This is a genomic window from Pseudanabaena sp. PCC 9330, assembly GCF_055795045.1.
In genome coordinates this window covers 251,540-278,035 of record NZ_JAYFES010000115.1, presented here as the reverse complement: position 1 = coordinate 278,035, position 26,496 = coordinate 251,540, and the positions used below count along the sequence as shown (strand labels likewise).

General features: G+C 54.1%; 26 protein-coding genes and 1 pseudogene. 14 read left to right on the top strand and 13 right to left on the bottom strand.

The genetic code is table 11. From position 1 onward, the window contains the following. Window position 1: 1 nt before the first annotated feature. The 7 genes from AC0QKW_RS18595 to queA form a co-directional block, all read right to left on the bottom strand. A complete protein-coding gene (locus tag AC0QKW_RS18595) occupies window positions 2–1,135 on the bottom strand; it encodes a Wzt carbohydrate-binding domain-containing protein (protein WP_473152580.1) in 1,134 nt (377 codons plus the stop codon). Between the two features lie 45 nt (window positions 1,136–1,180). Next, a complete protein-coding gene (locus AC0QKW_RS18590) occupies window positions 1,181–2,431 on the bottom strand; it encodes an ABC transporter ATP-binding protein (RefSeq protein WP_473152579.1) in 1,251 nt (416 codons plus the stop codon). Between the two features lies 1 nt (window position 2,432). Continuing rightward, window positions 2,433–3,233 carry an ABC transporter permease gene (locus AC0QKW_RS18585; protein WP_473152578.1) on the bottom strand — a complete coding sequence of 267 codons (801 nt, stop codon included), beginning with the start codon at window positions 3,231–3,233 and terminating at the stop codon, window positions 2,433–2,435. A gap of 3 nt (window positions 3,234–3,236) precedes the next feature. Then, window positions 3,237–5,969 carry a glycosyltransferase family 2 protein gene (locus tag AC0QKW_RS18580; RefSeq protein WP_473152577.1) on the bottom strand — a complete coding sequence of 911 codons (2,733 nt, stop codon included), beginning with the start codon at window positions 5,967–5,969 and terminating at the stop codon, window positions 3,237–3,239. A gap of 46 nt (window positions 5,970–6,015) precedes the next feature. Beyond that, a complete protein-coding gene (locus AC0QKW_RS18575; protein WP_473153006.1) occupies window positions 6,016–7,203 on the bottom strand; it encodes a glycosyltransferase family 2 protein in 1,188 nt (395 codons plus the stop codon). A gap of 61 nt (window positions 7,204–7,264) precedes the next feature. Next, complete coding sequence (locus AC0QKW_RS18570; protein ID WP_473152576.1) at window positions 7,265–8,749, bottom strand: NAD(P)/FAD-dependent oxidoreductase; 1,485 nt, start codon at window positions 8,747–8,749, stop codon at window positions 7,265–7,267. A 921-nt stretch (window positions 8,750–9,670) separates the two neighbouring features. Next, window positions 9,671–10,873, bottom strand: coding sequence for a tRNA preQ1(34) S-adenosylmethionine ribosyltransferase-isomerase QueA (gene queA, locus AC0QKW_RS18565; RefSeq protein ID WP_473152575.1), 1,203 nt, complete (start codon window positions 10,871–10,873; stop codon window positions 9,671–9,673). A 112-nt stretch (window positions 10,874–10,985) separates the two neighbouring features. Between queA and AC0QKW_RS18560 the strand changes: the two genes are divergently transcribed. Further along, window positions 10,986–11,375, top strand: coding sequence for a hypothetical protein (locus AC0QKW_RS18560; RefSeq protein ID WP_473152574.1), 390 nt, complete (start codon window positions 10,986–10,988; stop codon window positions 11,373–11,375). A 90-nt stretch (window positions 11,376–11,465) separates the two neighbouring features. Here AC0QKW_RS18560 and AC0QKW_RS18555 read toward each other — a convergent pair whose 3' ends face one another. Together AC0QKW_RS18555 and AC0QKW_RS18550 are read right to left on the bottom strand one after the other, a co-directional pair. After that, complete coding sequence (locus tag AC0QKW_RS18555; RefSeq protein WP_473152573.1) at window positions 11,466–12,341, bottom strand: alpha-isopropylmalate synthase regulatory domain-containing protein; 876 nt, start codon at window positions 12,339–12,341, stop codon at window positions 11,466–11,468. 42 nt (window positions 12,342–12,383) lie between these two features. After that, window positions 12,384–12,899, bottom strand: coding sequence for a hypothetical protein (locus AC0QKW_RS18550; protein ID WP_473152572.1), 516 nt, complete (start codon window positions 12,897–12,899; stop codon window positions 12,384–12,386). A gap of 304 nt (window positions 12,900–13,203) precedes the next feature. On the opposite strand from AC0QKW_RS18550, the gene AC0QKW_RS18545 reads away from it, so the two are divergent. Continuing rightward, entirely contained in the window at window positions 13,204–13,410 is a 207-nt protein-coding gene (locus AC0QKW_RS18545) for a hypothetical protein (protein WP_473152571.1), read from the top strand. Window positions 13,411–13,418: 8 nt separating this feature from the next. On the opposite strand, the gene AC0QKW_RS18540 is transcribed toward AC0QKW_RS18545, so the two are convergent. Next, window positions 13,419–14,006, bottom strand: a complete 588-nt coding sequence (locus AC0QKW_RS18540) for a hypothetical protein (protein WP_473152570.1) — start codon at window positions 14,004–14,006, stop codon at window positions 13,419–13,421. Between the two features lie 194 nt (window positions 14,007–14,200). On the opposite strand from AC0QKW_RS18540, the gene AC0QKW_RS18535 reads away from it, so the two are divergent. The 3 genes from AC0QKW_RS18535 to AC0QKW_RS18525 all read left to right on the top strand — a co-directional run bounded on the left by AC0QKW_RS18535 (window position 14,201) and on the right by AC0QKW_RS18525 (window position 16,730). Beyond that, entirely contained in the window at window positions 14,201–15,094 is an 894-nt protein-coding gene (locus AC0QKW_RS18535; protein WP_473152569.1) for an ABC transporter permease, read from the top strand. Between the two features lie 64 nt (window positions 15,095–15,158). Further along, window positions 15,159–15,947, top strand: coding sequence for an ABC transporter permease (locus tag AC0QKW_RS18530; RefSeq protein ID WP_473153005.1), 789 nt, complete (start codon window positions 15,159–15,161; stop codon window positions 15,945–15,947). After that, window positions 15,948–16,730, top strand: coding sequence for an ABC transporter permease (locus tag AC0QKW_RS18525; RefSeq protein WP_473152568.1), 783 nt, complete (start codon window positions 15,948–15,950; stop codon window positions 16,728–16,730). A 5-nt stretch (window positions 16,731–16,735) separates the two neighbouring features. Here AC0QKW_RS18525 and AC0QKW_RS18520 read toward each other — a convergent pair whose 3' ends face one another. The 3 genes from AC0QKW_RS18520 to AC0QKW_RS18510 all read right to left on the bottom strand — a co-directional run bounded on the left by AC0QKW_RS18520 (window position 16,736) and on the right by AC0QKW_RS18510 (window position 18,161). Continuing rightward, window positions 16,736–16,912: a hypothetical protein gene (locus AC0QKW_RS18520; protein ID WP_473152567.1), complete on the bottom strand. Its 177-nt coding sequence runs from the start codon at window positions 16,910–16,912 to the stop codon at window positions 16,736–16,738. A gap of 13 nt (window positions 16,913–16,925) precedes the next feature. After that, on the bottom strand, window positions 16,926–17,177 hold the full coding sequence (locus AC0QKW_RS18515; RefSeq protein WP_473152566.1) for a TIGR03643 family protein: 252 nt from the start codon (window positions 17,175–17,177) through the stop codon (window positions 16,926–16,928). Window positions 17,178–17,348: 171 nt separating this feature from the next. Further along, the gene (locus AC0QKW_RS18510; RefSeq protein WP_473152565.1) at window positions 17,349–18,161 is read right to left on the bottom strand and encodes a prepilin peptidase; all 813 of its coding nucleotides are present in this window, start codon (window positions 18,159–18,161) and stop codon (window positions 17,349–17,351) included. Window positions 18,162–18,300: 139 nt separating this feature from the next. Here AC0QKW_RS18510 and AC0QKW_RS18505 point away from each other — a divergent pair, with 139 nt between their 5' ends. From AC0QKW_RS18505 to AC0QKW_RS18465, 9 genes and pseudogenes are all read left to right on the top strand, one after another. Next, on the top strand, window positions 18,301–19,437 hold the full coding sequence (locus tag AC0QKW_RS18505; RefSeq protein ID WP_473152564.1) for a trans-sulfuration enzyme family protein: 1,137 nt from the start codon (window positions 18,301–18,303) through the stop codon (window positions 19,435–19,437). A gap of 25 nt (window positions 19,438–19,462) precedes the next feature. Beyond that, window positions 19,463–19,793 (top strand): annotated as a pseudogene (locus AC0QKW_RS18500) (Uma2 family endonuclease); the annotation flags it as partial. Between the two features lie 158 nt (window positions 19,794–19,951). Further along, window positions 19,952–21,313, top strand: a complete 1,362-nt coding sequence (gene der / locus AC0QKW_RS18495; protein ID WP_473152563.1) for a ribosome biogenesis GTPase Der — start codon at window positions 19,952–19,954, stop codon at window positions 21,311–21,313. Between the two features lie 57 nt (window positions 21,314–21,370). Next, on the top strand, window positions 21,371–21,586 hold the full coding sequence (locus tag AC0QKW_RS18490) for a hypothetical protein (protein ID WP_473152562.1): 216 nt from the start codon (window positions 21,371–21,373) through the stop codon (window positions 21,584–21,586). A 171-nt stretch (window positions 21,587–21,757) separates the two neighbouring features. Further along, window positions 21,758–22,672, top strand: coding sequence for an energy-coupling factor transporter transmembrane component T family protein (locus AC0QKW_RS18485; protein ID WP_473152561.1), 915 nt, complete (start codon window positions 21,758–21,760; stop codon window positions 22,670–22,672). Beyond that, the gene (locus AC0QKW_RS18480) at window positions 22,654–24,111 is read left to right on the top strand and encodes an anthranilate synthase component I (RefSeq protein WP_473152560.1); all 1,458 of its coding nucleotides are present in this window, start codon (window positions 22,654–22,656) and stop codon (window positions 24,109–24,111) included. The genes AC0QKW_RS18485 and AC0QKW_RS18480 overlap by 19 nt, the downstream gene beginning before the upstream one ends. Before the next feature lie 138 nt (window positions 24,112–24,249). Beyond that, on the top strand, window positions 24,250–24,522 hold the full coding sequence (gene pipX, locus AC0QKW_RS18475; protein WP_473152559.1) for a transcriptional coactivator PipX: 273 nt from the start codon (window positions 24,250–24,252) through the stop codon (window positions 24,520–24,522). After that, the gene (locus AC0QKW_RS18470; protein ID WP_473152558.1) at window positions 24,519–25,205 is read left to right on the top strand and encodes a YggS family pyridoxal phosphate-dependent enzyme; all 687 of its coding nucleotides are present in this window, start codon (window positions 24,519–24,521) and stop codon (window positions 25,203–25,205) included. The genes pipX and AC0QKW_RS18470 overlap by 4 nt, the downstream gene beginning before the upstream one ends. A gap of 572 nt (window positions 25,206–25,777) precedes the next feature. Further along, window positions 25,778–26,380 (top strand): cell division protein SepF, encoded by a 603-nt coding sequence (locus AC0QKW_RS18465; RefSeq protein ID WP_473152557.1) that lies wholly within the window; start codon window positions 25,778–25,780, stop codon window positions 26,378–26,380. Window positions 26,381–26,496 lie beyond the last annotated feature (116 nt).

Genomic DNA, 26,496 nt, shown 5'->3' with positions numbered 1-26,496 from the left:
ATTACTTGTTGATAACAGGGGTGCCACCCTGAGACCAGTAGAGGGGTGGTTGGATCACTCCCTTCTGAGGAACGGAAGACTGGATGGTTAAGGGATAACGATGCCAGTGAAAGTCATATATTTCTGCCCAATCAATTGAAAAAATGCCGGGATTGATGAAATAATCTCCTTTTGCCAGATCTAAGCGATCTATCTTCAACTGTGTTAAAAAAGGAATACCTACCTCCGCTGACATGTTCATCTCAGTAAAGTCTGTGTCTAGGTAGATCTCACCTAGTGAATTACTAAGGCTAATAGAAAATAAAGCTGAACCAATAGATTGATTAAATTTATAAGAGAGTTTAATTTCTAAGCTGTCGCCACTCTGAATTGTGGCTAATGGAAAGAGAGAAATGTCCAAAATCTCAATAGATTGAGTTAACTTTAGTTTGCTCAGATGCCTCAAATTAACTGAGTCAGTGAAGCACTTTTGTAAATAGATCGCGGGATGAACAATCGCCGTCTGATTATCTTTACTTTGAAAAATATCTTTTAGTTTAAGATTGTTTTTGAGGAAATCTTTTTTGACAAAAAGAAAGCTGTTTTGAGCATACCAAGGTTGAACATCGGGATCAGCCCAGATCCTCTGACGCAGGGCATCAATGACAACGTAGCCATGGGCCTGAAACCGAGTAATCCAATAATCTGGCCATTGCTCATTGACATGATTGGTGCCGCCCTGATGGGGAATTGCCGCTGAGAATAGAATTACATCACTGAGTTGCACTAGGGAGGTTACAAAGCTATCAGCACTGTCTGATGGCAGGTGCTCGGCTACCTCTAGAGATACTGCCAGATCAAACCGACGGCTTATCTCAATAGGCTGACTCAAGTCCCAAGGCATAAAACGTTCTGGAGGAATCTGCAGCAAGTCAGGCTGAACATACTCACCGTCTATGCCTAAAATATCGTCTACCCCATGAGCCTGAAATACAGAGAGCCAGGTGCCGTCACCGCTACCTACATCAACTACACACTGCGGTCGAATCCAGTCCATTACCAAGGGAACAATCACCATAGCGGACCGTTGAGAACCCTCTCGTAAATCCTTAAAAAACTCAGAATCGTAAGGAACTGCAAGTTGTGGTTCGGTCATAGCATAGGGATAATTATTTATCCGTTTCAGAGAATTAATGCGTGACTATACGATGGGTGATGATGCTATATCAAGGGCTACGACTTCCCATCGCATAGGAGGGTATAAAATTCCTTTGGAGACTGTCTGCTTGTCGACAGTGAAAGAATATACATGTCGATGATAGTCGTAGGCATAATCCCAGTTTTGCTCATACATGCCAACATTAGCAAAGTACTTACCACCTTGAAGGTCGAGACGATCAATAACTAATCTGATCTTGCCCCTCTCCTTTAAAGGGATATAGGAAATACCCATTGCTAGCGTATTTACATCTAGGCATGGCTCACCATTTTCTTGGCTGATCGTAAGGCTAAAAATAGCGCTGTCAATAGGCTTGTTAATTTGATAGTCAATTTCGATATACAGAGGCTCTCCAGGGTCTAGTCGAGACTTGGGGAGTAGCCGTACATCGGTAATCTCTGCCTCTAGGGAGCCAAAGCGATTTTCATTAACTTTAAGTTCAGCCCCAGATTGTGTAAGCTGAGGGGGGCGCTCGGGAGTTAACTCCTGAGATCTGAGCCGCATTTCCATGGTGTATTGCCCTACGACTACGGCGGGTTCACCATACGCCATGACGGTGCCGTGCTTGAGCCAGAGGGCGCGATCGCACAACCTTTCTACCTGTCCAGCATCATGAGATACCAGCATAACGGCACAACCTTGGGCCTGCATTTCTTTAATGCGGTTAAGACATTTAGCCTGAAAGGCTAAATCTCCTACCGATAGAAACTCATCTACCAGCAAAATATCTGGGTCAGTGTGCACAGCCACCGAAAAAGCCAGTCGCATCATCATGCCAGAACTGTAGGTGCGCACTGGATTATCGATAAACCCTTCCAGTTCTGCAAACTCAACGATCTTGTCAAAGCGGCGAGTTACTTCATGCTGCCGCAGCCCGGCGACAATGGCAGTCACTAAGACGTTCTCACGTCCGGTCAAGTCACCGTGAAATCCGGCCCCTAGATCGAGCAGTGCACCCACTCGTCCCCGCATTTTAATACGCCCCTCGTTGGGGTAAGCAACTTTGCCTAATACTTGCAACAGGGTAGATTTTCCGGCACCGTTGTGGCCAATGACGCCTAGCATTTCACCTGCGGCTACTTCAAATGAAATGCCTCGCAAAGCCCAAAAATCATCCATTGGCTGAATGCGCCTTAGACCCGACAGCGCTGCCTCCATTAGGGTGACGGGCTTTCTGGCATGGTAGCGATGAAATCGCTTGCCTAAATTTTCAACCAGAATTGCAGAACCCATTTTAAATTTCTTCTACAAATCGTAGACTTTGACGTTTGAAGAGGGTGTAGCCCAGAGGCATGAGCACGGCAACTATACCCGAGATAATGGCTAGAGCTAGCCAGTCGGGCTGCGTACCCCACATTAAAATCTGTCGATAGCTGGTGACAATATGCACCATCGGATTCAGTCCATAGAAAGCCCAGTAGCGGTTTGGAATATTATCTATCTCATAAAAAATAGGGGTTAAATAAAATAAAAACTGAAGCAGCACACCCAGAGTATGTTGAGTATCTCTAAATGTGACATTAATCGATGCAAGAAAATAAGAAAATGTAACAGTGAGAGCAAATTGAATAATCTGAATTATCGGTAACACCAGCACAATAGGTGTGAGACGAACTCCATCAATGAGTAGAAAAATAAATAGCACAGGCAACGCTAAGACAAAATGAATTAACCCTGTGGTGACGACAACAACAGGTAAGACAGCATTGGGAAAACCCGGCTGTCGAATGAGTGGACGACTGCTAATAATAATGCCAGTGGCCTGAAACAGAGAGTTTTGAAACCAGTTCCAGACGAGTAATCCCGTAAAGACGTAGGAAGAATATTGAGGAATATCAATTTTAATGATGACTTGGAAAACAAAAACGAAAACCAATAGCTGAAGCAAAGGGCTGATCAATGTCCAGGCGACTCCTAGGGTGGAGCGCTTGTACATGATTTTCATGTCACGATCAACCAGCGATCGTAATAGATCCCAAAGATAGAGTACGCTCAATTTATCACTAAGCTTCATTATCTGGCGTTGTACATTCATCGGCTAGATGACCTTTGTGGCTTGGTAGAGACCTGAATTTTTCTCTAGGCGTCTATCATCTCCTCTTTGCGGGAACGGATCGCTAAGACCTTCTTTGTTTACCCGGATACGGGATCTCCACAGCGACCAGGGTCCTGCTAGGTTTCCCCAGATTTCAAGTAAAATTAGCGACAAAGGATAATCCTTTTCCCTAAGCAAATATTTTGCGATTCTAAATACGTGATAAGTTGGAAGCCCGATAAGGATTTGGTATATTCCCCGCCAGTCTCCATCCCGCAACCATGTAGTCAGGTTATAGGAAACATGTCCCTTGCTATAGCCGTATAGCTGTCGGCGTAATGCTTTAGTATCTTGACGGTGCTTATGCCATAGATAAGCAGAAGGTTCATAGGCAAGTGTGTAACCCGCCTTAATTGTCTTATAAAAGAGGTAGGTATCTTCTCCAACTCCTGAAGGCATTCCAGGCCCAAGGGCTTCATACATTAGACCAATTTCAGGATGTGATAGTATAGTTGCCCTAAAAGCAGCATTTGCTGTAGCACCTAACTGCCAAGTTGGGATTGCGTAACGAGGAGAAGACTCGAACCAATTGGCATTAACCTCAAAGCGTTTAAATCCTCGACCGAGACCACCATACTTTTCAAAAAATTGTTGAGAAGGTGTTTCTAACTGGAGAGGCAGAACATTTCCGGTGACGATCATTACATCCGATCGTACAAAGGGGGCTACCAATTTTTCCAACCAATCTTTTGGGATGGTGACATCATCATCTGTAGCGATGATAATATCTCCGGTACTGGCAATGAATCCAGTGTTACGAGCATAGGCTAAACCCTGTCTGGGTTCATTCACTAGTTTGATATTAGGAAACTCGGAAACTACAGGAGGAGTCAATCCCGATTCTGGATGATTATCAACAACAATGATCTCAACTTCCCGGTCAGTTTCCTGATTTTGCAAACAGGTGAGACAGTTTCGCAAATCATCTGGCCTGTCAAAGGTTGCCAAATTAATTGAAACCTTAATATTTGTAGGTAGTTTCAATAGCTGTGACTCTGGCTCTACACCATATATCCTCAACAAAGCATTCTGAACCTTATCAAATAAATTAGACTCATCGATTTTTAGGATTACAGAGAGTAATTTATCTGAAAAATTGTTTGCCAGAATGTCTTGTAATTTCCTGGAGCTGATCGAACTGTATCGGTTTTCAATGTCGTAACTTCCAATGAGATCACCATGCCAAGTGAAAAAAAGACGCGTTTTAGGATAATTTTCAATACCTGAAATCGTCTTTATCGGTTCTTCTAAATTAATTTGCCGTATCGCGACACTCTGGCTAAGCTTTTGTTTCTGATGCTCTGAGATTATAAGTCGATGTTCTGGCTCAAAATTTTTCTCTGAAATTGCATCAGAAGCCTTTGGAAATAGTTTCTTAGATGTCTTTATACTAGATTGACTAGGTGACTGACCACCAAATTCATCAATAATTACTTGAACTCTCTGGCTGGCTTTCTTGTAACGGCTCAAACCGAGAAAAGCACCTTTGAACTCTACCCAAACTAGTTCAGCAGGAATTTTATTAGGATGCTTAAATGAAATCCAAGCGCGGCGTATATCCCAATAGACAAACCACCAGATTCCAAATTGGAGGAAAGCCCAAAACAGATCGGGATATGACTTGGTTTCACAGACAAAGTAAGAATACAGTCCCACCCCATTATTGGCGATTTGTGTTCTTAACTTCTCATAGCTCTGACGGTGTCGATGTTTAACCATAGCTGCCGGTTCATAGACAAGCAAATGATTCTCTTTGACTATCCGAAAGAACATGTCTAAATCACCACCGCCATTAGTAACTGTGCCAACATCTAGGGCAGGATCAAATCCCCCGATAGTCTTAAAGACTGAGAGGCGATATGCCATATTTGCCCCTGTCCCATATTGACCTGCTCCCAGCATCCAATGTGGTATGGTCTGACTAATTGGTGCTTCATACTCTTTGTATTGGAAACCTTTTCCAAATCCGCCATACTCTTCAAACAAAACTTGGGCTTCGGTTTCTAGCTCGTAAGGGACAACTAGACCTGTTACCGCCATCACATCTAGATTTTCAATAAAGGGTTGAACAATTGCCTTTACCCAACCTCGATCTACTACTACATCATCATCGGTGTAGGCAATAATCTCGCCTTTGGCTGCTAAGATAGCGCGGTTGCGTGCCCAGTCTAGGCCAGGGCGAGGCTCTCGCACATAGCGCACCTGAGGATAATGTTGGTTAATTAGATCTTTAGTGCTCTCTGTAGTAGGGGCATTATCCACCACCAAAATGTCAAGGTTGGGGTAGTCAAGCTCGTTAATGGCCTCTAGGCAGAGCTTGATGTCGTCCGGGCGATCGCGCGTACAAACTGCCACCGTCACTAACGGCCATTCTCCTTGGTACTCTACAGGGGGTAGATCAATTAGGCTCTCTAGGGTAAATTCTGTTGAGCGATCGGGTGACGCTAGACCATTTTTCAACAGTTGACAAATAATCGCCCAGCTATACTCTTCTAAAATCAGCTTGCTTAAAGTTGCAGCAGTGCATTTGCCCAAGGAAATTGGGGCCTTAACATAGCCCAGAGGCACACCATGCAAACGCACTAGCCCTTGTAGACCCATATACCCATCCAACCCCTCAAGGTTAGGAATGGGCTGGCTCAATTCAATATCAATAACCTTAATCGGATACAACATAGAGACGCTCCAAGCTAATTATAATTGGCAAAATTAACCGACTAATTTAGATGAATTGCAACATGCGATGTAAAATTTCGTTGATCCACACCTTGAACCATACCTTGGGGTAGCTGGCTCGAAGAGCTAAAGGAGAAGCCGCTGGCATGCGAGAAAAATCTGAAAGAGATGCTGTTTGATTTGAACGTTTGACAACTCCCCGTGTAGAAAGATCGCTGTGGCCAAGCCCTAGCCGGAGCAAACTGCTAATCAACAACTGGTAAAATCCAGGCCGTACCAAAGGGGTTATTGGGTCAGCTTTAAGCGCTTGCCACAGCCAAAAGATCGTGTTGGTAGCATGCCCCTGGCTATGGCACTGATGAGCCAGATATATGTAAAAGCTGCTGCGTGATAGCCGATAAAGAAATCCAGGAACTTTAGGATGGTTTTGTTGGGCGGCTTCTAGCATGAACTGCTGCGATCGCGCCATTTGCTGGTAGTCACCTGACATGCTTGTGGTTTGCTTGCGGTAGCCCACCAAAAACTCTGGTACAACAGCAAACGTATACTTTGCCGCGAGGCGAAGATAGAAATCCCAATCTTCGCAACCCTGAGCTTGCTGGGCTTTTAGCTGCGAGTCGTACCCACCCACCTGATCAAGACAACTCTTGCGAATTAAAGTAGAACTGGCATTGCCCAAAAAATTGTGACAAATCAGCGTTTTGTAGACGTTGTCTTCAATTGCCGCCGCATGGAAGCCACCCGTAGGCTGATCTTGCTGGTCAATGTCTAACGACCAGGTGTACACTACTCCCACATCTGGGCGAGATTGTTGAAAGCGGGCTACCAGTTTGGCGATCGCCTCTGGATTCCAAATGTCGTCGGCATCAATTGGGGCAATAAACTCTCCTCTGGCTACTTGGATTGCTAAATTTCGAGCAGCGGCAACTCCAGCATTGGCTTGGTGAAGTAGTTTGATCCGATCATCCTGATCCCTATACCAACTAACAATTGCCGCCGTGTCATCTTGAGAGCCGTCGTCTATAACTAGCACTTCGATATTGTGGTAAGTCTGGGCCAATACCGACTCCAGCGTTCGGGCAATAGACTGCTCTGCGTTATATGCTGGGATAATGACCGAAACTAGCGGTGTCTCAGCCAGTCTTAGGCTGTTTACGAAAGCAGCTTTGTCGTAGCCTCTGCTGATAGATATGGGTATGTGGCGGCGAAATAGCCATGGACTTTCTAACTGCATTTTCACGGGCGATATTCAATAATTAGAATGATTAACCTGCTTTAGAGAAAAGGATCTTTTTCTAGACCGTTGACAGGGGGGGCGCGCTGTTGGGCAGCATCTGATTCACCTGCCGACGGTTCCATTCCTCGTTCGTGAAGTTTTCTTGGTACGATCTCTCCACATTTACATTCCACAGATTGTGGTCTTCACCCAGAATATTTTTTGCAGCCAACAGGGCTGTCAGCATCGAGTGATCTTGATTGTTATAGCGGTGCATGCCGTTTCGGCCTACGGTTTGCAAGTTCTCAAATGTCAATATGTAATCTTGAAGTACCTGTAAATGCTGTCGATACTCTCCGTCATACACGGGGTAAGCCTTACGCTGGCGGATAACACAGCCATCTTCCACATCTCTAGGTTTGACTCCCAAATTAAGCCCAATAATTTCTTGGGTGGCCACTTCAATTAGCTGGGTTTCTGATAATTTCCACAGATCATCGCCTTCGCTGCAAAAATACTCCATGCCTAGACAGGTTTTGCTAGGGTCAGGCACCATTGCTGGACTCCAGTTCTTAAAGTTTTGAATGCGCCCTACCCTAAAGGACGGACTGTGGATATAAATCCAGTTATCGGGGAAAAGTTTGTCGCGGTTAATGATCAGCGAGACAATCAAAAAATCTCGATACTTTAGCCCTCGCGCTGCGGCCAAAACTTCCTCGGGAGCGAGGGGGTCAAGGCGGTGGACAAGGGCTGCGATCGGCATAGAATTGATGAAGTGGTTTCCAGTTAGCTCAAAGGTTTCATTACCCTGCTGAGCAATAACCTTGGTAATTCGGCTGCCCTCTCGCACCACCCGCACCACCTTGGTATTGAGATGCACAGGGGAACCCTGCGATTCAATAATTGCTTGGCAGCGCTCCCACATCATGCCGGGGCCTAGGAGCGGATAGTCAAATTCTTTGATCAGGCTCTTGGCATTTTGGCTACCAAAAAGGGCGTTTATCACAGCTCGCTTTAGAGACATGTCTTGAATACGCTGCGCTGCCCAATCAGCTCGAATCTGGTTGCAGGGGATGCCCCAGACCTTTTCGGTATAGGTTTTGAAGAAAGTTTGATACAGGCGCTTACCAAAGCAATCAGTCACCCAATCCTCAAAGGTCTCGACTTCTGAGCTCAAACGCAGAAACTTTTTCAGCTTAGCGACTAAATAGCTGAAAAGAATTAAGCCACTGCGAAGCAGGCCAAGATTAGTAATTGTTGTGATCAGCGTTAGAGGATAGTCATAGAATTTGCCATCATAGTAGATTCGCGACAGCCGAGGCACTCGAATAAATTCATTGCCTAAAATTTCTTGCCAAAGGACATTGACTTCATCAACCTTGGTAAAAAAACGATGGCCACCAATATCAAACCGATAATCTTTATAGGTCTCAGTTCGAGAAATGCCTCCTACGCGATCGGATTGTTCAAGCACTACCGATTGAACACCGTGCTTTTGCAGTTCATAGGCAGCAGTCAAGCCCGCAGGCCCCGCCCCAATAATTACAGTGGAATAATGATCCATAGTTCTCAAAAAATTAGCTAATAGCTTAGATGACATCTAGATCATGCTCAGCTAACGGCGAGGGAAAAAGATGTCGATTAAATATGTGAAGTCGCCAAAAGCCAATGCAATCGGCCACCAAAATGATTTCAGCGGCGATGTCATCTAGGAAAGGCAAAAAACTTTCTAAACTCTGGAGGTAAGCTTAAAAGGCTGTGCCTCCGTTATAAAAAGGAGTGATACTGAGAATGTAGGGTTGCATCAAAGTAGGCATAAACAAGTCTGAGGTGGCACCTAATTAATTATTCCCAATAGCTAAGCAAATCAACAGTGTTGGCTCTCTCGGCTTCGCGGTGATAAGACGGTCTTATGCCAAATCCGAGTCACATAATCCCGATTCCCAAAAGGCCTAACCGTAGGGGCAAACGGTTGTTTGCCCCTACTGAATCGGGGGCAGCCAAGAAGGATTCAGTATTGTGTCCTGATGTAGCTAGGTTCCAGTCGTCAATCAAGCGCTACTTTGTGTCGTCCTATACAGTTTCTGGTATGCACCCGGAAGGGCCACAGTTTTTTAGCTAGCTTTATCGAAATTACACTTTTCAGCGTTGCTGAATGAGGGTATGACGTTGTCTGATTACAAACGAGGCTCCAGGCGTCACAGCCCTCGGTTCATAACCATAATCACGACATCCACTTTGCCAAGGTTGTGATGAGGCGCCGTTGAGCTGCTGTAAAGCCTTTCCGTTCACCCAACGCGGGGCACTGGTTCACTAATAGGAGCTGGATGGCTGAAGGTCTTTCTGAACAAGTGTCTCCATCATTTTAGGTGGAATTATCTCAAGCCATTGCTGCATAAGGGCTTTGGAGGTTAATCACCGCTTGAGAAACCCGCGCCGATGGGCAGATCGTCGCGTGCCTATCCTAGGTCTAACTACTGCTCACTTAGACTTTGGCAGTGGGCAAGATCAGCATGGCATCGCCAAAGGAATAAAACCGATAGTCTTGGGCGATCGCCTCTGCATATAGCGCCAGCAGCCGCTCTCGCCCCACCAGGGCGCTGACCAGCATTAGCAGGCTAGACCCCGGCAGGTGAAAGTTGGTGATCAGCCCGTCGATGACTTGGTACCGATAGCCGGGGTAGATAAATAGGTTGACTTTGCCCTGGTAAGGTTGCAATTTGCCCTCCTGGGCCGCCCCCTCCAGTGCGCGCACCACGGTGGTGCCTACGGCGATTACGCGGCCACCCTGGGCTTTGGTGGCGTTGATTTTTTCTACCGTTGCTTCAGAGACATCGATCCATTCGCCGTGCATGGTGTGGTCGAGAATGTTGTCGGCCTCCACTGGGCGAAAGGTGCCGACGCCGACGTGGAGGGTGATGTGCGATCGCCCTACCCCCATGGCCTCCAACTGTTCAAATAGCTCTGGGGTAAAGTGCAGCCCGGCGGTAGGTGCCGCCACCGCCCCCGGTGACTCAGCGTAGACCGTTTGGTACTGCTCGGGTGTCGCTGAGCTATCGGTAATGTAGGGTGGCAGGGGCACTTCCCCCAGTCGCTCAAACAGGGCAAACAGCGATTCATCGACCTGGGGCTTAAATTTGAGCACCCGGCCATTGGTGTCGGGGTCGGTGGCCAGCACCTCAGCGACTAGGTCGGGCTGGGTGGGTGAGCCAAAGTACACCGTCGCCCCCGGCTTGAGACGCCGCCCCGGTCGCACCAGCGCCAGCCATTGGTTGTCGCCCTGGTCTTCGAGCAAAAACACCTCTACCTGGGCACCGCTGGGTTTGTACCCCCACAGCCGAGCCGGAATCACCCTGGTGTCGTTGAGCACCAGCAGATCTCCGGGCTGTAGCAGGGCGGGCAGGTCGCGGAAGTGGTGGTGGCGGTGGGTGGTGGGGCTATCGACCACCAGCAGTCGCGAAGCATCTCTCGGCGTGACGGGGGTTTGGGCTATTTTTTCGGGCGGTAGAGAATATTGGTACGCCGCCAGGGAATACTCTGCTGATGAGCGATCGCCCACTGGATTAATCTCTTTATCTAGCCCTTGATCTGGCCCTAAAGCAGCCTCTGCGTCTGCGGTAGACGAGTTTGTTTGGGGCGAGTCTAGTTCTGGGATAGCCGCCGAAGTGGTTTGATCGCGATCGCACATTGCCCAGCCAAGATGGGGGGATACACCCAGACCAGGTAGGGGGACTTAACCCTAACCGTTCTCAGGCGCATCCAAGACAATAAGAACTGTAGCACCTGTCTAAAGGTCAACGATGGAATACACCTACTACCTCGCCAACGCCAGTTTGACTCTCCGTGTGGTCGAGCACCTGCTGAGTTGTGCCCGGCTGCCCCTAGAGTTTATGACGGTGATTCATCAGATTGACGGATGGGTCATTCGCATCAAAATGGATGACAACATTGGCGTCTGCGATTCCGAAGATTTTCGCGCCTATATGAATGAACTGGGCATTGCCTACGACCCCGGCATTCGGGTGCGGATGGCTCTGTGGGGTCTAGAGACTGGGCAGTCGCCCATCGATGTCATGCGCCGCTACCAGGTGGCGATCGTTTCCCACGGCAAGCCCGATCGCGAAGAGATCGAAGCCTTTCGCCGTCAGTTTGTCATGGGTCTGGGCTACTGCCCCGAAACTTTAGCCTAGGGCGATTCCCCTGTGGCCAGCTTTCTGTCAGCTAGACGCATCTCCTAAAAGGGCGGACCACCCGTCCTTTTTTATTGGTTGACGGACCTTTCACAGGCGATCGCAAAAAATCAAATACCCCAGGGCATCCAAATAGGCCTCAATAGACGCCATGACCACATCCTGGTGAAAGCCGCGACCGGGGAAGGGCATACGCTGGCGCTCTAGCAACACCATGGCTGACACCGGCGAATCTGCGGTAGTAGCTAGGCAGCGGTAGTACACCATCCGCACGTCAGCTACGGGTATGTAGCGGTTGACTGCCAGATTGAGCGCCCTGAGGGCGGCATCCACTGGCCCGACCCCCGAAGCGGTCTCCTGGCAGATGTAGCCCAAGGGGGTTTGCAGCCGCACGGTGGCCGTGGGCTGGGCCTGACCGCAGCAGACCTGCACATGCTCTAGGTGCCCCAGCCAGTCGCGCTGGTGGGTTGTAGCGTCGTCTTGGTACTGGGTTTCGAGCTGACGACGACTGTGGTTTAGGGCACCAGCGGTGTACTTGACCAGTAGGTGACCGGGGGTGTACACGGGCACCTCTTCAACGCCGGTATCGGTGACGTAGTCGAGGGGCCGATGGGTGACAATGCCATCTAGCCCCAGGTGGGTGGCGATCGCGGTCTGTAGGGCAAAGGGCCATCCGAGCGGCAGGGCCTGGGCGGTTTTGACCACGGCAGGGTCGAGAGGGCAGCGGGCAAAGAGGGTAGAGATCTGAGCCAGGGCGGTTTTCTGATTGCTCTTTTGGGCAGCAGATCCGGTCATGTGCAGGGTGTAGCGCCCCACCTGCCCCAGGGCCAAGTCTGTCACGTAGGCTTTGATGTGGCCTTGCAAGATCAGATCCCACAGGCGATCGCTCTGGCCCATGGGCAGGGGGTGGCCAAACAGTAGCTCTAACAGCAGACCTTCATCTAGCAAAATACGCCGCATGGCCATAGGTGACTCCTGTGGAAAAGAGGTTCCAGGATGCCGATGTGTCTAGTCTGGGGGGGCCAGACTGAGCAGCTTGCGCAGGGCGGCCAGGGGCATTTGCACCACCTCTTGAGACTGCTCTCCACCGTAGGCAAGGGGATCGAGGGTAGACATGGCGGGGCCAGTAGCCGCCAACTCATCCTGAGACTGATCCCGACGCACGGGCTGAAATGACGGCTTCAGCCTAGGGCCACTCGACTCGCCACTGGCGGTCAAGGCGTCGATTTTTTGCTCTAGGGCGATCAGCCGGTGGGCTAGGGCCTCGGGTGAAGGGGCGATCGCCCCTCCTGACAACCCCCGGCTAGCCCCCTGAGCAGCCAGCTGCTGTTCTAGTTGGTGCACGATCTGCTCCAGGTGTGACATCCGTTGTGCCAAGGGGGCATTTTCAGCCTCTGCTCCTAGACCTTGACGCAACAGCCGGTTGACTAACTCCGTAGCAGAGATGCCCTCGCTACTGGCCCTCACCTTGATTGCCTGCTGTAGATCGTCTGCCAACCGATAGCTGACCAACTTCCTCGCCATGGGGTCTCCTTGTGCGGCTTGTAGGGCACCGCTCGTATAGGTCACTGTACACCAGATAAATATACATAAGCAGCGTGAGTGATATACAAAGTTGTAGCGAAGTTATGACAAAGCTTTGCCGCCTGCTGGCGTAATCATCTATGGGCAAAGCCTGATCTAAATCTCTGAAAGCTTCGCTATGACTGTCACAATCCGGCTAATTCTCTCACTAGACATTAAGACTGTGGAGCAGCAGTGCGTACATCAGCCTACGCGATCGCACCAGGAGTGAAATACGAAATATATCTATCAGGAGAAGACCCCCATGATGGTTCCCTTTCACCAGCCCCACGAGCCGCAGATCGAATGCCCCCAATGCCGCCGTCACAGCATTGTCAAATACGGCGAAAGTGAATACGTTTGCCTCAGCTGCGATTTTCGCCGCGATCTGGCCCAGCCCCACCTGGGCGGCTTGAGCTGGGTGTTAATGGCCCTGTTCGGCCTCTTCCTGGCGGTGATGCTAGGGGGGTAGACCCTGGCCTAGGCTTTGACCCACAGGGCCAGGCCACCGCCCCGCCCCCGGGCGGCAATGTAGCTGTCTTGGGCGGCAAAAAACGCAAAAAACGGCAGCTTAGCCACCGGAGCACTGGCAAAGTCTGCTGGGGTCGATCGACCCCGCAGGGGCAGGTTGATCAGGCTCAGACCCCCGATCAAGAGCTGAAGGCGAGTAAAGTCAAAGGCCAGCAGATTCTTTTTGGGCAAAAATTTTGCCGGGCCGGTAAACCGCAGCTTGAGTGGCCCCACCTGGAGCTGATTTTGAATGGTCAACGGCTCGCCAGGGGCAGACCCTGGGCTAAAGCTGAGGGTGGCTGCGGCCAGGCCGGGTATATAGAAGCCATTGCCCTCAGGCTGTCCAGCTTTGTAGGCGGGTTTTTTAGGGGCGGTAAATCGCAGCCGCCAGGTGCCCAACAACGCCTGTGGAGACCATTGCTGTCGTTGCTGCTTGGTCTGGCGCTCGGCATCTAGCAGAGCCTGGGTCAGCTGCTTGGTGCCGGGGCGCGGGGTTGAAGATGACGCCGCATCGAGTAGCAGGTTGGGTAGCGCTGGGGCAGTGTCGAGGGCAGTCATAGCGATCTCCAGGGGCGATTCACGGGGTCATACCAAGCCCTATCTGTATATCCCCTGTAAATCGGTTTTGGATCGGGGTTTTGTGGGTCGGATTGGGCCTAACTTCATTATGCCTGTCTCTGCTAGACCGAGAGGAAGACCAGTCGCTCTGGCATAATAGAGCCTGCTCTCTATCGCGTCTCTACCGCGCCGCTATGGCCACCACTCCGCGATCGCCCCTGCTGCGCACCTCCCCGGCTAAATCTGCCGCCAATGTCTCTACAGTACTGATGTGGGCGGGTATCGCCATCACCCTGGGATTTATTCTCATTGCCCTATTGGCCCCGCTGATGCAGTCCTGGGGATTGATTGCCGACCCCACCACTGCCCTGCAAAACCCCATTCACCAGCCCCCCAGCGAGAACCACTGGTTTGGCACCACTCGCCAGGGCTATGACGTGTTTGCCCGCACCCTGTTTGGCACCCGAGCGGCCTGGCAGGTGGTGCTCTTGGCCACTCTGCTCAGCGTGGCGATCGGTGTGCCCCTGGGCATGGTGAGCGGTTACCTGGGCGGCTGGCTCGATCGCGCCCTGCTGTTTTTTATGGATACGATCTATACCCTGCCGGGGCTGCTTCTGTCGGTCACCCTGGCTTTTGTGGTGGGGCGCGGGGTGGTGAATGCGGCTCTGGCCCTGAGTATTGCCTACATTCCCCAGTACTACCGAGTGGTGCGCAACCACACCGCCAGCGTTAAAAACGAGCTGTTTATCGAAGCGGCCCAGGCCATGGGGGCCTCGACCTGGGTGGTGCTGAGCCGCTACCTGTTTTTGAATGTGATTCAAAGCGTGCCGGTGCTGTTTACCCTCAACGCCGCCGATGCCATTTTGGTGCTGGGGGGGCTGGGCTTTTTGGGGCTGGGTTTGCCCGAGCAGGTGCCCGAGTGGGGGGCCGACATTCGCCAGGCGCTCGATGCGCTCCCCACCGGTATCTGGTGGACAGCATTGTTCCCAGGGCTGGCCCTGACCCTGATGGTGACTGGGCTATCGCTGGTGGGCGAGGGGCTCAACGAGTTGATGAACCCCCGCCAGCGCCGCGAAAACTGGCGCTAGCCTTGGCCAACGATCTCTATCGGCCAGATTGGTAGGATAAGGGTTCACCCCCATGAGGTTGGCAGTGAGGAAATCGCTCAAAATAGCTCGCGTGATGCTGTCGGTGTACTACGCCTATATGGTGGAGTACCGCGCTGAGTTAGTGTTTTGGGTGCTGTCGGGCACCTTTCCGCTAATTCTCATGGGGCTGTGGGTGGAGGCGGCCCAGGGCGATCGCTTTGACCTCACCCCCACTGAGCTGGTGCAATACTTTTTGGCGGTGTTCTTGGTGCGCCAGTTCACTGTGGTCTGGGTAATCTGGGAGTTTGAGCGCGAGGTGGTAGAAGGCAAGCTGTCGCCCTACCTTTTGCAGCCCATCGACCCGGTCTGGCGGCACTTCTTTAGCCATGTGTCAGAGCGCTTTGCCCGGCTGCCCTTTGCCTTTTTGCTGGTGGGTTTATTTTTGCTGCTCTACCCCTACGCCGCCTGGCTACCCCGGCTCGATAACCTGCTGCTGGGGCTGCTGGCGATCGCGCTGGCCTTTTGCCTGCGGTTTCTCATGCAGTACACCTTTGCCCTCGCCGCCTTCTGGACGGAGCGAGCCAGCGCCCTAGAGCAGTTCTGGTTTTTACTTTACACCTTTCTGTCGGGCATGGTAGCCCCGCTGTCGCTGTTCCCCGACGCGGTGCGGGAGGTGGTGCTGTGGACGCCGTTTCCCTATCTGATTTACTTTCCGGCTAGCCTGCTGATCAACCGGCCTGAGCATGTCGCTCAGGGCTTTGCGGCGATGGTGATCTGGTCGCTGGTGTTTTGGGGGCTCAACCGCTGGCTGTGGCGGCTGGGGCTGAAGCAATATTCGGGCATGGGGGCGTAGATGAAGCGCTATTGGAAGGTGCTGCGGCTGTTTTGGGCGACGGCGATCGCCGCCGAGCTAGAATACCGGCTCAATTTTCTCGTCACCGCCCTGATCAGCCTGGGTGGCCTCGTGGGCAGTCTGTTTGGCCTGTTTCTCTTCTACCGCACTGGCTACCAGTTCGAGGGCTGGAGCTGGGAGGCGGCTCTGCTGGTGCTGGGGCTGTTTACCGTGCTTCAGGGCTTCTCAGCCATGGTGCTCATCCCCAACCTGAACAAAATTGTCAACCAGGTGCAGCAGGGCACCCTCGACTTTGTGCTGCTCAAGCCGATTAGCTCTCAGTTTTGGCTCTCGACCCGCATCATCTCGCCCTGGGGGCTGCCCGACGTGGTGTTTGGGCTGATTATGATTGGCTATGGCGGTAGCCGCCTGGGGCTGGGCTGGGCCGACTACGCCTTAGCGCTGGTGCCGTTAATCTTGGGCGCTATTACCCTCTATAGCCTGTGGTTTATGCTGGGGGCCACCAGCATTTGGTTTGTCAAAATCTACAATGTCACCGAGGTGCTGCGGGGGCTGCTAGAGGCGGGGCGCTTCCCGATCGCAGCCTATCCGGCGGCCTACCGAGTGTTTTTTACCTTTGTGGTGCCGGTGGCGTTTTTGACCACGGTGCCAGCTCAAGCCATGTTGGGTCAGGGTGGGCGCGGCTGGCTGCTGGCCTCGGCCCTGCTGGCGGGCATCTTGCTAGTCGTGGCCAACCGATTCTGGCGGTTTGCCCTGCGGTTTTACACCAGCGCCTCAAGCTAGAGTGCTCATCTCCTCTTGCGGCGCGCCTTCCAGGTGCCGCCGTAGCGGTAATGGGGGTTTTGGGCACTCTGCTGCTGTTGACAGGCGGGGCATACTAGCATCCAACCGGCCTCAGGCTGGCACTGAATGCGGTAGCGCACCGTTGCCAACGTCTGGCACAGGTCGCAGGGCTTGGCCTGCATGGGCGGAGCCAAGCTATTTTTGATTGGCCGACTTGAACCGACCTAGACCAAAGTCTCGCTGGTGCTGGTGCTTGGTCTTGCGCCCCGTCACCCGCTTGCGCCACATCCGAAAGCTCGACGGCTGCATGGCGCGCCGCATGATGGCAATCACCTGCGGCTCTGTCAGTCCAAACTGAAACTCGATCGCCTCAAAGGGGGTGCGGTCTTCCCAGGCCATCTCAATGACGCGGTCAACGGTCTGGGGGTCAAGCTCAGGGTGCGCCATAGATTGAGCAAAGCAGCGGTTTGTGGAGGGTGGCTTTGTTAAGCTAACGAACCCCTCTCTCCAAAGCAATACTTCGCTACCTTAACTACCCAACGTTGGCACGCTCCAATATTTTAAGGTCGTCTCCAGCGATCGCATCTACCCTTGATGAGCATGGTCTACCAAAACCACCTAAAACGTTGGAAAAAAGACCGCTCGGTAGGCTCCAATCAATGTTTCGCCCCAAAATATCGTCAGAACGGCACCAATCGCCAAAAATGGCCCAAAGGGCATGGGCTGACGGCGGCTGATCAGCTTGAGGGCGATCGCCCCGCCGCCCACTACGGCCCCCACCACACAGGCCAAAAACCCGCTCAGCAGCACCCCCTGCCAGCCCAGCCAAGCCCCTAGCATCGCCGCCAGCTTGGCATCGCCACCGCCCATAGCGGTCTGCCCCAGGGCCGCCGAGGCAAAGATAGTAATCAAATCAAAGATCCAAATGCCCAGCACTGCTCCTAGCACACCGCCGAGCAATCCCTGAATTGGGCTGGGCCAGGGTTCCCCTTGCAGCCAGGGGAGGGCAAATTTCACCGCTAGCCCCAGTGCCAGGCCCGACTGGGTGAGGGCATTTGGCAGCGTCAGGGTATCAATGTCGATAAAAGTTAGCGCCACCAGCCAGCTCAAGAGCAGCCAGTAGCCCACCGTGGCCCAGCCCAGCCCCAGCAGCCAGTAGGTTGCCAAAAACAAGCAGCCCACAAACGCCTCAATCAACGGGTAGCGGGGCGAAATGGGCGATCGGCAGTAGCGGCAGCGCCCCTTGAGCCAGAGCCAGCCCAGCACCGGCACATTGTCACGGGGCTGAAGCCGAGTTTCGCACTGGGGGCAGCGCGAGGGCGGCTGCACCAGCGATAGCCCCGCCGGTATGCGGTAGATCACCACGTTGAGAAAGCTGCCCACGGCAGACCCAAACACAAAGACGAGAACAGAGGTAACGATCGCATCCATAGCAAGGGCAAGAAACGAAATAGGGGTCTTCACCAGATATTGTCAGCATGCCCCCCTAGAGCCAGCGAACTATCCCCACCGGAGAACGGCTCTACAATCGAGAACATCGCTTTCCCAAATTCTATGGCCTCTGAATCCTATGGCTCCTGACGCTTCTTCTTTCTCGCCTGAGACCCAAGCCATCCACAGCGGCAGAGACATTGACCCGGCCACCGGGGCGCTCACCCCTCCCATTCACCTGTCGACTACCTTTGAGCGCGATGGCGACGGCAGCTACCCCCACGGCTATGTCTATGGCCGCAGCGGCAACCCCAACCGCGACGCCCTTGAAACGGCCCTGGCCACCCTCGAAAACGGCATAGAGACCGCCACCTTTGCCTCGGGGTCGGCGGCTACCTTTAGCCTGCTGCAAGCCCTGCGATCGGGCGACCATGTGATTGCACCCCAGAGCGTCTACTTTGGTGTGCAGCAAATGCTCAGCCAGATCTTTACCTCCTGGGGGCTGAGCCACACCCTGGTAGACACCACCGATTTGGAAGCCGTGGCCGAGGCTCTGCGCCCCAACACCCGGCTGGTGCTGATCGAAACGCCCTCGAACCCGCAGTTGTCGGTGACGGATATTCGAGCGATCGCAGACCTGACCCACCAAGCCAATGCCTACTTGGCCTGCGACAACACTATCGCCTCCCCAGTGCTGCAAACCCCGCTCACCCATGGGGCCGACTTTGTCATTCATGCCACCACCAAGTATCTGGCGGGCCACGGGGATGTGATCGGCGGTGCGGTGGTAACCCGCGAGTCTAACCCTATCTTCGATCAGCTGCGGCTGGTTCAAACCATTGGGGGAGCTGTGCCATCGCCCTTCGACTGCTGGCTCACCCTGCGGGGCCTGCAAACCCTACCCCTGCGTGTGCGCGCCCAGGCCCAGACCGCCCAGACCGTGGCCGAGTGGCTGGCCCAACACCCGGCGATCGAGCGGGTGCTCTACCCAGGGTTAGCCGATCATCCGGGCCATAGCGTGGCCCAAAAGCAGATGACTGGCTACGGTGGGCTGCTGTCGTTTTTGGTCAAAGGCGACCAGGAACAGGCCATGGCCGTCGCTGCTAAGACCCGCCTGATCGCCCGTGCCACTAGCTTTGGCAGCCCCCACAGCACCATCGAGCACCGCGCCTCTATCGAGAAAGGCACCGCCACCGCCCCCAACCTGCTGCGCCTTTCCATTGGCTTAGAATCTGTTGAAGATATCATTACTGACTTAGATCAAGCCCTCGGCTGAGGTCGAGCAAATCCTGTTCTTCGGCTTTAAGTTGCCCAATGGGGGCGATCGCTCTCCCGATGCCGCCTAGGTCGTGGGAGGCACTGACCCCAGAGCAGCGGCGCAGGTTTCCGCCGATCGCGCCCGACTTTGTGATTGAGCTGCGCTCTGAAACCGATAGCCTGCCAACTCTCCAGGTCAAAATGCAGGAATATATGGCCAATGGGGTGCGCCTAGGCTGGTTGATCAACCCCCAAGACAAACAGGTAGAAGTCTATCGCCCAGAGCACCCGGTCGAGGTGCTAGACAACCCTGGCTCAGTCTCGGGAGAAGGCGTTTTGCCCGGTTTTGGGCTCAGTCTTAGCCGCCTGCTGTAGGTCAACCTTTACTCACTTTGGTTCCCCAGACCGTGATCCCTTGACTACAATGGAAAGATTGAGAAGATTTTCTCACCTTTAATTTAGTGATCTGGGCGTCTAGCAATGTGTGGCTTCCAGGTCTACCGAACCATTTATCTGTTCTAAAGGCCCAAGTCATGCCTCTGCCAATTGTTGCGGTTATCGGACGCCCAAATGTGGGCAAATCTACCTTAGTGAACCGCCTGGCCGGGGCTCAAGACGCTATTGTCTACGACCAGCCAGGGGTGACGCGCGATCGCACCTATCAGCCCGCCTTTTGGCGCGATCGCGACTATCTGGTGGTCGATACCGGCGGCCTAGTTTTCGACGACGACACCGAGTTTTTGCCCTACATTCGCGAACAGGCCCAGCTAGCGCTGTCGGAAGCCAGCGCGGCGGTGCTGGTGGTCGATGGCAAAACCGGCCCCACCGAATCTGATCGCGAAATCGCCAGCTGGCTGCGGCAGCAGTCGGTACCCGTGGTGCTGGCGGTGAACAAGTGCGAATCGCTCGACAACGGCCTGGTGCAGGCGGCGCAGTTTTGGGAGCTGGGGCTGGGCGAACCCTTTGCGGTCTCCGGCATCCACGGCAATGGCACAGGGGAACTGCTCGATGCTCTGATAGAGTTTCTGCCCGAAACGGTGGAAGAAGTGGCCGAAGAGGAGATTAAGGTCGCCATTGTGGGGCGGCCCAACGTGGGCAAGTCGAGTCTGCTGAACGCCTTTGTGGGCGAAACCCGCGCCATCGTCAGCCCGATCTCGGGCACGACCCGCGATGCGATCGACATGCAGGTGCAGCACGGCGACAAAATCTACCGCCTGATCGACACCGCCGGCATTCGCAAGAAAAAAAGCGTCGAGTACGGGCCAGAATTTTTTGGCATCAATCGCGCCTTTAAGGCGATCCGCCGGGCTGACGTAGTACTGCTAGTCATCGACGCCCTCGACGGTGTCACCGAGCAAGACCAAAAGCTGGCGGGCCGCATCGAAGAAGACGGGCGCGCCTGCGTCATCGTCGTCAACAAGTGGGACGCTGTCGAGAAAGATAGCCACACCATCTACGACTTTGACCACCAGATTGCCGCTCGGCTCAACTTTCTCGACTGGGCCAAGCGCATCTTTGTCAGCGCCAAGACCGGCCAGCGAGTACCCAAAATTCTAGAGCTGGTGGATGTGGCGGTGGAGCAACACCGCCGCCGGGTCAGCACCTCGGTGGTTAACGAAGTGCTCGAAGATGCGGTGAAGTGGCATACGCCCCCCACCACCCGCCAGGGCCGCCAGGGCCGCATCTACTACGGCACCCAGGTCACCGTGCGCCCCCCCTCCTTCACGCTGTTTGTCAACGATCCCCACTTGCTTAAAGATAACTACCGTCGCTACGTGGAGCGGCAGTTTCGCGAAAACCTGGGGTTTGAGGGCACGCCCATTCGCATCTTCTGGCGGGGCAAGGCCATGCGCGACCTAGAGCGCAACAACCCCAACCGAGCGACCAAGGTGTAGGAGGTTGGGATGGGTAGTTTTGGCTGAGTAGCGTTGGTTAGTGGGTCGTTAGCGGCTATGGTTTCACCAGAATTGATCTCTAGCTTGAGAGAGCTGAGTCGTCCAGACAAGTTCTACATCATGCAGCTTTTGATTTCAGAACTGGCCCAGCAGGAAGCTGATCTGCTTAAACCTGGTCAGGCTTACCCTATGTGGTCTCCCTACGGGGCAGATGGGGCCGCCGCGACCATGCTGGAGGCTCTGCCAGCCGCCAAACCGCCAAACCATGCGTGATCCTGAGCAGTACCTCTTTCTCTCGGGCGATCCGGCTCTGGGAGCGGCTAGTTTTCGCCCATACCTGCCGCCCCGCGTAAGGTTGATCCGTGGGTAGAGTTAATAGGATGCGCTCGATCGCCATCTGCTGCTTGCCGCTCTAGAATCTGTTGTCTCATTTGATCTGACTCGATGGATCTGCTTCGCTCTTTACCCATTGGCCTTTACCTGGAGCAGCCCGTTACCTGGCTGCACCGGCTCGACCCTAGGGTTAAAATGGCCTGGCTGACGAGCATTTTGGTGACGCCGATTTTGGCCAATGCCTATTGGCGGTTTGGTCTGGTGGCGCTGCTGGTGCTGCTGACCTTGGCGGCGTGGATTCCGCTGCGGGTGTGGCGGCAGCAGATGGGCTGGCTGGTCCTGCTGAGTACCCTGGTGATGGGGTTGACCTTTGTGATGCCGGACGGTTTGCAGGTGGCACAGACGCCGCGTCTGCCGACGCCAGGGGCGATGGCGCAGATGCCAGAGCCGCCAGAGGTGCTGCCGGAGCTGCCCCAGCCGACCTCATACCGCTACGTGGTGTTTGACTGGGGGCCAATTACGGTGACGCGGCGATCGCTCGATCTGGGCATTCGCATTGGCACCCTGCTGTTTACCCTGATCTACGGCACCAACCTGTTTTTGCTGACCACCGCGCCCGAAGAAATTACCGTGGCCCTAGAGGCGCTGATGGCCCCGCTGCGCTGGTTTCGCCTGCCGGTGACCGAGATTGCGCTGACGGTGACCCTCTCCCTGCGGTTTATCCCGCTGGTGCTAGAGGAGGTGCAGAATTTGGTGCGATCGGTGCAGACCCGCGCCATCAACTGGAAGAAGCTGGGCTTTCGCGGCTCGGCCCAGGTGTGGCTGGCGGTGACGGAGCGGCTGCTGCAAAACCTGCTGCTGCGGGCCGAGCAGATTGCGGCGGCGATGGAGGTGCGCGGCTTTACTAGCCCCAACGAGCACCGGGTGCGCTGGTACCAAATGGTGCTGCGCCGCTGGGACTGGTTTGCCCTGGGGCTGCTGGCGGTGTTTTGGTGGGGGCGCTGGGTATGGGGCGGCGAGCTTTGAGCCCCATTCACACTTTGTGGGTGCGATCGCAGCCCCTAGCGCACCGCACCGGCAGCGATATCTTTCAAAACCTCTACGGCGACCTGTTGCAGCGGCCCCCCAGTCTCTCCACCCTGGTAGCGCTGCTAGAAAGCCCCTACCCCCTACCCACCGCTGCCCAGCCCCACGCCGTCCACAGCCGCTACTCGATCTGTGCCGGGCCACCCCGCTACGTTGGGGCGCTTCCACAGGTGTGGACTCCGGCGCTGGGAGACATTCTGCCCGTGCTGGCGGCGCGGTTGGCGGGGGAAGAACAATTTCAGCTGCTTGGAGATGCAGCAGATGCAGCAGAAACCCTGCCCTTTACGGGTGGCTGGCTGGGCTGGCTGGGCTACGACCTAGCCTGGGAGATCGAGCGCCTGCCCACCATAAATAATGATCCGCTGCCCTTTCCCGTTGCCCTCTGGTACGAGCCAGCTACGTTCGCTGTGCTCGACCACCAGGCCCAGCGGCTGTGGCTGTTTGCCCCTGCTCAAGAGGCGCTAGATGCCATGGAGAAGCAGCTCAGCCGGCCGGTCGGGGAAGAGTCTCTCATTGCCCCAGTAACGGGCAATCCCGGCGTTGTGACCCTAGGCATGGCGGCGGCAGAATACCAGCAGGCGGTGCGGCGGGCCAAGCAGCACATTCAGGTGGGAGATGTGTTTCAGGTCAATCTTTCCCTGCGGTTTTCGACTCAGACCACTGCCCATAGCTGGGCGCTGTACCGCAGGCTTCAGCACATCAACCCGTCGCCCTTTGCCTGCTACTGGAGCACCCCCTGGGGCGATGTGATCAGCTGCTCCCCCGAGCGGCTAGTGCAGCTTCAGAAGGGCATGGCCCAGACCCGACCCATCGCCGGTACCCGCCCCCGAGGCGCGACCCCCGCCGAGGATGCTGAACTGGCCCAGACCCTGCTTAGCAACCCCAAGGAGCGGGCCGAGCACATCATGCTGGTCGATCTGGAGCGCAACGACCTGGGCCGGGTGTGCCAATGGGGTACTGTGCAGGTAGACGAACTCTTAACGGTGGAGTACTACAGCCATGTGATGCACCTGGTGAGCAACGTGGTGGGCAATCTGCAAAATGAGCACACCGCCATCGACCTGATTCGCGCTGCGTTCCCCGGCGGCACCATCACCGGCTGTCCTAAAGTTCGGTGTATGGAGATTATTGAAGATTTGGAACCCGTGCGCCGCAGTTTGTTTTATGGCTCTTGCGGCTATCTCGACCGGCGGGGCAATCTCGATCTGAATATTTTGATTCGCACACTGCTATTTGGGCATACTGATGGTTTGTTAACGGCCTCTACCGTGTGGGGCCAGGTGGGGGCGGGCATTGTCGCCGACAGCGACCCCCGGCACGAATGGCAAGAATCGCTGCAAAAAGCAAAGGCGCAGCTGCTAGCCCTAGGGTTAGGCTGATTTGCAATCAGTCTCAATCAGCTCCTGCTTTAAACCCAAAATGTATAGGGAATGCGCGGCAAGTTCTAGAATGCATGTGGCGAATTTTACGGACGAAACCATCATCCTGTCGTATAGACGACGCCTTTTCATACTTGAATGAGCACTGAAACCTATCTCAATCATCCCAATTTTGGCCTGCTCTTCAGAGTATGCTCTGTAGATGATGGGCAAGAGTTGTATGCCACACTCTATGCCCAGCGGCTCTTTTTCTTGGTTACCCAGCCACCGGGAGAGGGGCTGGTGTTTCAGCCCCTAGGGCGCAGCAATGCTCGCCTCATGCTCGAAGGTCGCCTACGCAGTCTGCGTCGCGCCGGTCAGCAGGTCGACTTCGATCGCCTCCAGCACACCTACAAGCAAACCTTTCAATGACCGTGGCCCCCGGCAGCCTGCCCGAGCAGTTCGATCGCATTGTTAGCTCCATTCCTCCCAGCGTCACGCTGGTAGCGGTGACTAAGTTTCTGCCGGCTGAGACGATTCGGGCGGCCTACGGCCAGGGCCTGCGCCACTTTGGCGAAAGCCGGGTACAGGAGGCGATCGCTAAACAGGCCGAACTCACTGACCTGCCCGACATCACCTGGCATCTGATCGGCGCGCTCCAGAGCAACAAAGCCCGCAAAGCCGTCGAACACTTTGACTGGATTCACTCCGTTGACACTCTAAAGCTGGCCCAGCGGCTAGATGCGATCGCCGCCGAAACCTGCCGCACCCCCCAGTGCTGTCTTCAGGTCAAGATCGTGCCCGACCCGCCCAAAGCTGGCATTGACCTGGCAGAGTTAGAGGCTCTCCTGCCAGAATTTGACCAGCTCGCCCATCTCAAAATTTGCGGGCTGATGGCCATTCCCCCCCAGGGAGCCAGCGAGGAAACAGTGCGCGAAGTGTTTAGTGGGGCAAAGGCACTGGGCGATCGCATCAATCAGCAGGGCTTTAGCCGTCTACACATCGACCAGCTGTCGTTGGGCATGTCAGGAGATTACGAAATAGCGATCGCTGGTGGAGCCACTATGGTGCGTCTGGGCACCGTCCTGTTTGGGCCAAGACCCACGCCGATATAGAAAAAATCCCTGCGATCCTCACCCCCCGATTACCTCACCTTTGACAGCAAAGGTTTTGCCCATCTTCCCTACCGGTTGCTAACCCAAACTGAGGGCGAGGGCAGCGGTGGGGCAAGGGGTTAGGGCGATTGCATCCATGTTTTAAGCCCCATGACTCATCCCACTAGAATTAATATCTGAGGAGTCAACCAAAAAGTACTCAGGCAAATTTTTAACTAATTGTGAATCGCCTATTGCTTTTCAAGATTTCGTGTATACTGTGGACTCAATATTCTGCGTACAGGGTATTAACGTAGAAATCCTAAGCCTGCCTTAGCTCAGCGAGAATCACATCACTTCGGTGAAAGATTCTAACCTTGAGTTTTGACCCAGGTTTAGGCGGTCAGCCATTCTCTCAGAGGGGCTGACTAGCCCTTAACCACAGGTAAGCCCCATAAATTTTCAAAACAGACGTTGCAAATGGAAATTTGGCGCTATCATGGCCCTCGGATAACCGGAGCATGATGGCCCCCCATCGGTCAATGGCCGAGGGGTTTGCCTACCTAAGTGATAGTCATCGTGGAGTGTAAGTTGTGAGCAACATGTTTTCTAAACTGCGGGACTTCGTTGGTCTAAACGACCCAGCAGACTACGACTACGAATACGAAGAAATGGATGGAGAGGAGTACCAAAACCTCTACCAAGAAGAGAACACCCAGCCGATTGTGCAGCCGCCCCAGCCCGAAGAAGTGCGGCGGGCACGCCCCCGGCGCGAACGTATGATGCCCACCGATGCAGGAATGACGCCCATGGCCAGCAATGTAATTGGAATGCCCGGTGCCATGAACGGCACCTCCGAAGTGGTTGTAATGGAGCCCCGCTCCTTTGAAGAAATGCCCCAGGCCATCCAGGCCCTGCGCGAGCGCAAGTCTGTGGTGCTCAACCTGACCATCATGGATCCTGACCAAGCTCAGCGCGCCGTTGACTTTGTGGCAGGCGGCACCTACGCCATTGACGGGCACCAAGAGCGCATTGGCGAAAGCATCTTTCTGTTCACCCCCAACTGTGTGCAGGTGAGCACCCCCACCGAGTACGAAGAAGAAATCTTCATGGGTCAGCCCCAGGGTATGCCCATGCCCGGCCAAATGCCCCCCGCTCCCGCTTGGGGTACCGAGCCCATGGCTCGCATGGCCTAGGCACATCGAGTTATCCAACCGCTCTGACGAGCGCTCGACTTTGACTATCACGGCCCCTAGACTAGCTCTAGGGGCCTCCTTGAGGTATGGTCATCACTGACGGCAACAATGGGAGT

What these genes read in the sequence shown, in the direction of transcription:
- AC0QKW_RS18595 (WP_473152580.1), bottom strand. Translation starts at nt 1,135, where the DNA reads ATGACCGAACCACAACTTGCAGTTCCTTACGATTCTGAGTTTTTTAAG.
- AC0QKW_RS18590 (WP_473152579.1), bottom strand. Translation starts at nt 2,431, where the DNA reads ATGGGTTCTGCAATTCTGGTTGAAAATTTAGGCAAGCGATTTCATCGC.
- AC0QKW_RS18585 (WP_473152578.1), bottom strand. Translation starts at nt 3,233, where the DNA reads ATGAATGTACAACGCCAGATAATGAAGCTTAGTGATAAATTGAGCGTA.
- AC0QKW_RS18580 (WP_473152577.1), bottom strand. Translation starts at nt 5,969, where the DNA reads ATGTTGTATCCGATTAAGGTTATTGATATTGAATTGAGCCAGCCCATT.
- AC0QKW_RS18575 (WP_473153006.1), bottom strand. Translation starts at nt 7,203, where the DNA reads ATGCAGTTAGAAAGTCCATGGCTATTTCGCCGCCACATACCCATATCT.
- AC0QKW_RS18570 (WP_473152576.1), bottom strand. Translation starts at nt 8,749, where the DNA reads ATGGATCATTATTCCACTGTAATTATTGGGGCGGGGCCTGCGGGCTTG.
- queA (WP_473152575.1), bottom strand. Translation starts at nt 10,873, where the DNA reads ATGTGCGATCGCGATCAAACCACTTCGGCGGCTATCCCAGAACTAGAC.
- AC0QKW_RS18560 (WP_473152574.1), top strand. Translation starts at nt 10,986, where the DNA reads ATGGAATACACCTACTACCTCGCCAACGCCAGTTTGACTCTCCGTGTG.
- AC0QKW_RS18555 (WP_473152573.1), bottom strand. Translation starts at nt 12,341, where the DNA reads ATGGCCATGCGGCGTATTTTGCTAGATGAAGGTCTGCTGTTAGAGCTA.
- AC0QKW_RS18550 (WP_473152572.1), bottom strand. Translation starts at nt 12,899, where the DNA reads ATGGCGAGGAAGTTGGTCAGCTATCGGTTGGCAGACGATCTACAGCAG.
- AC0QKW_RS18545 (WP_473152571.1), top strand. Translation starts at nt 13,204, where the DNA reads ATGATGGTTCCCTTTCACCAGCCCCACGAGCCGCAGATCGAATGCCCC.
- AC0QKW_RS18540 (WP_473152570.1), bottom strand. Translation starts at nt 14,006, where the DNA reads ATGACTGCCCTCGACACTGCCCCAGCGCTACCCAACCTGCTACTCGAT.
- AC0QKW_RS18535 (WP_473152569.1), top strand. Translation starts at nt 14,201, where the DNA reads ATGGCCACCACTCCGCGATCGCCCCTGCTGCGCACCTCCCCGGCTAAA.
- AC0QKW_RS18525 (WP_473152568.1), top strand. Translation starts at nt 15,948, where the DNA reads ATGAAGCGCTATTGGAAGGTGCTGCGGCTGTTTTGGGCGACGGCGATC.
- AC0QKW_RS18520 (WP_473152567.1), bottom strand. Translation starts at nt 16,912, where the DNA reads ATGCAGGCCAAGCCCTGCGACCTGTGCCAGACGTTGGCAACGGTGCGC.
- AC0QKW_RS18515 (WP_473152566.1), bottom strand. Translation starts at nt 17,177, where the DNA reads ATGGCGCACCCTGAGCTTGACCCCCAGACCGTTGACCGCGTCATTGAG.
- AC0QKW_RS18510 (WP_473152565.1), bottom strand. Translation starts at nt 18,161, where the DNA reads ATGGATGCGATCGTTACCTCTGTTCTCGTCTTTGTGTTTGGGTCTGCC.
- AC0QKW_RS18505 (WP_473152564.1), top strand. Translation starts at nt 18,301, where the DNA reads ATGGCTCCTGACGCTTCTTCTTTCTCGCCTGAGACCCAAGCCATCCAC.
- der (WP_473152563.1), top strand. Translation starts at nt 19,952, where the DNA reads ATGCCTCTGCCAATTGTTGCGGTTATCGGACGCCCAAATGTGGGCAAA.
- AC0QKW_RS18490 (WP_473152562.1), top strand. Translation starts at nt 21,371, where the DNA reads ATGGTTTCACCAGAATTGATCTCTAGCTTGAGAGAGCTGAGTCGTCCA.
- AC0QKW_RS18485 (WP_473152561.1), top strand. Translation starts at nt 21,758, where the DNA reads ATGGATCTGCTTCGCTCTTTACCCATTGGCCTTTACCTGGAGCAGCCC.
- AC0QKW_RS18480 (WP_473152560.1), top strand. Translation starts at nt 22,654, where the DNA reads ATGGGGCGGCGAGCTTTGAGCCCCATTCACACTTTGTGGGTGCGATCG.
- pipX (WP_473152559.1), top strand. Translation starts at nt 24,250, where the DNA reads ATGAGCACTGAAACCTATCTCAATCATCCCAATTTTGGCCTGCTCTTC.
- AC0QKW_RS18470 (WP_473152558.1), top strand. Translation starts at nt 24,519, where the DNA reads ATGACCGTGGCCCCCGGCAGCCTGCCCGAGCAGTTCGATCGCATTGTT.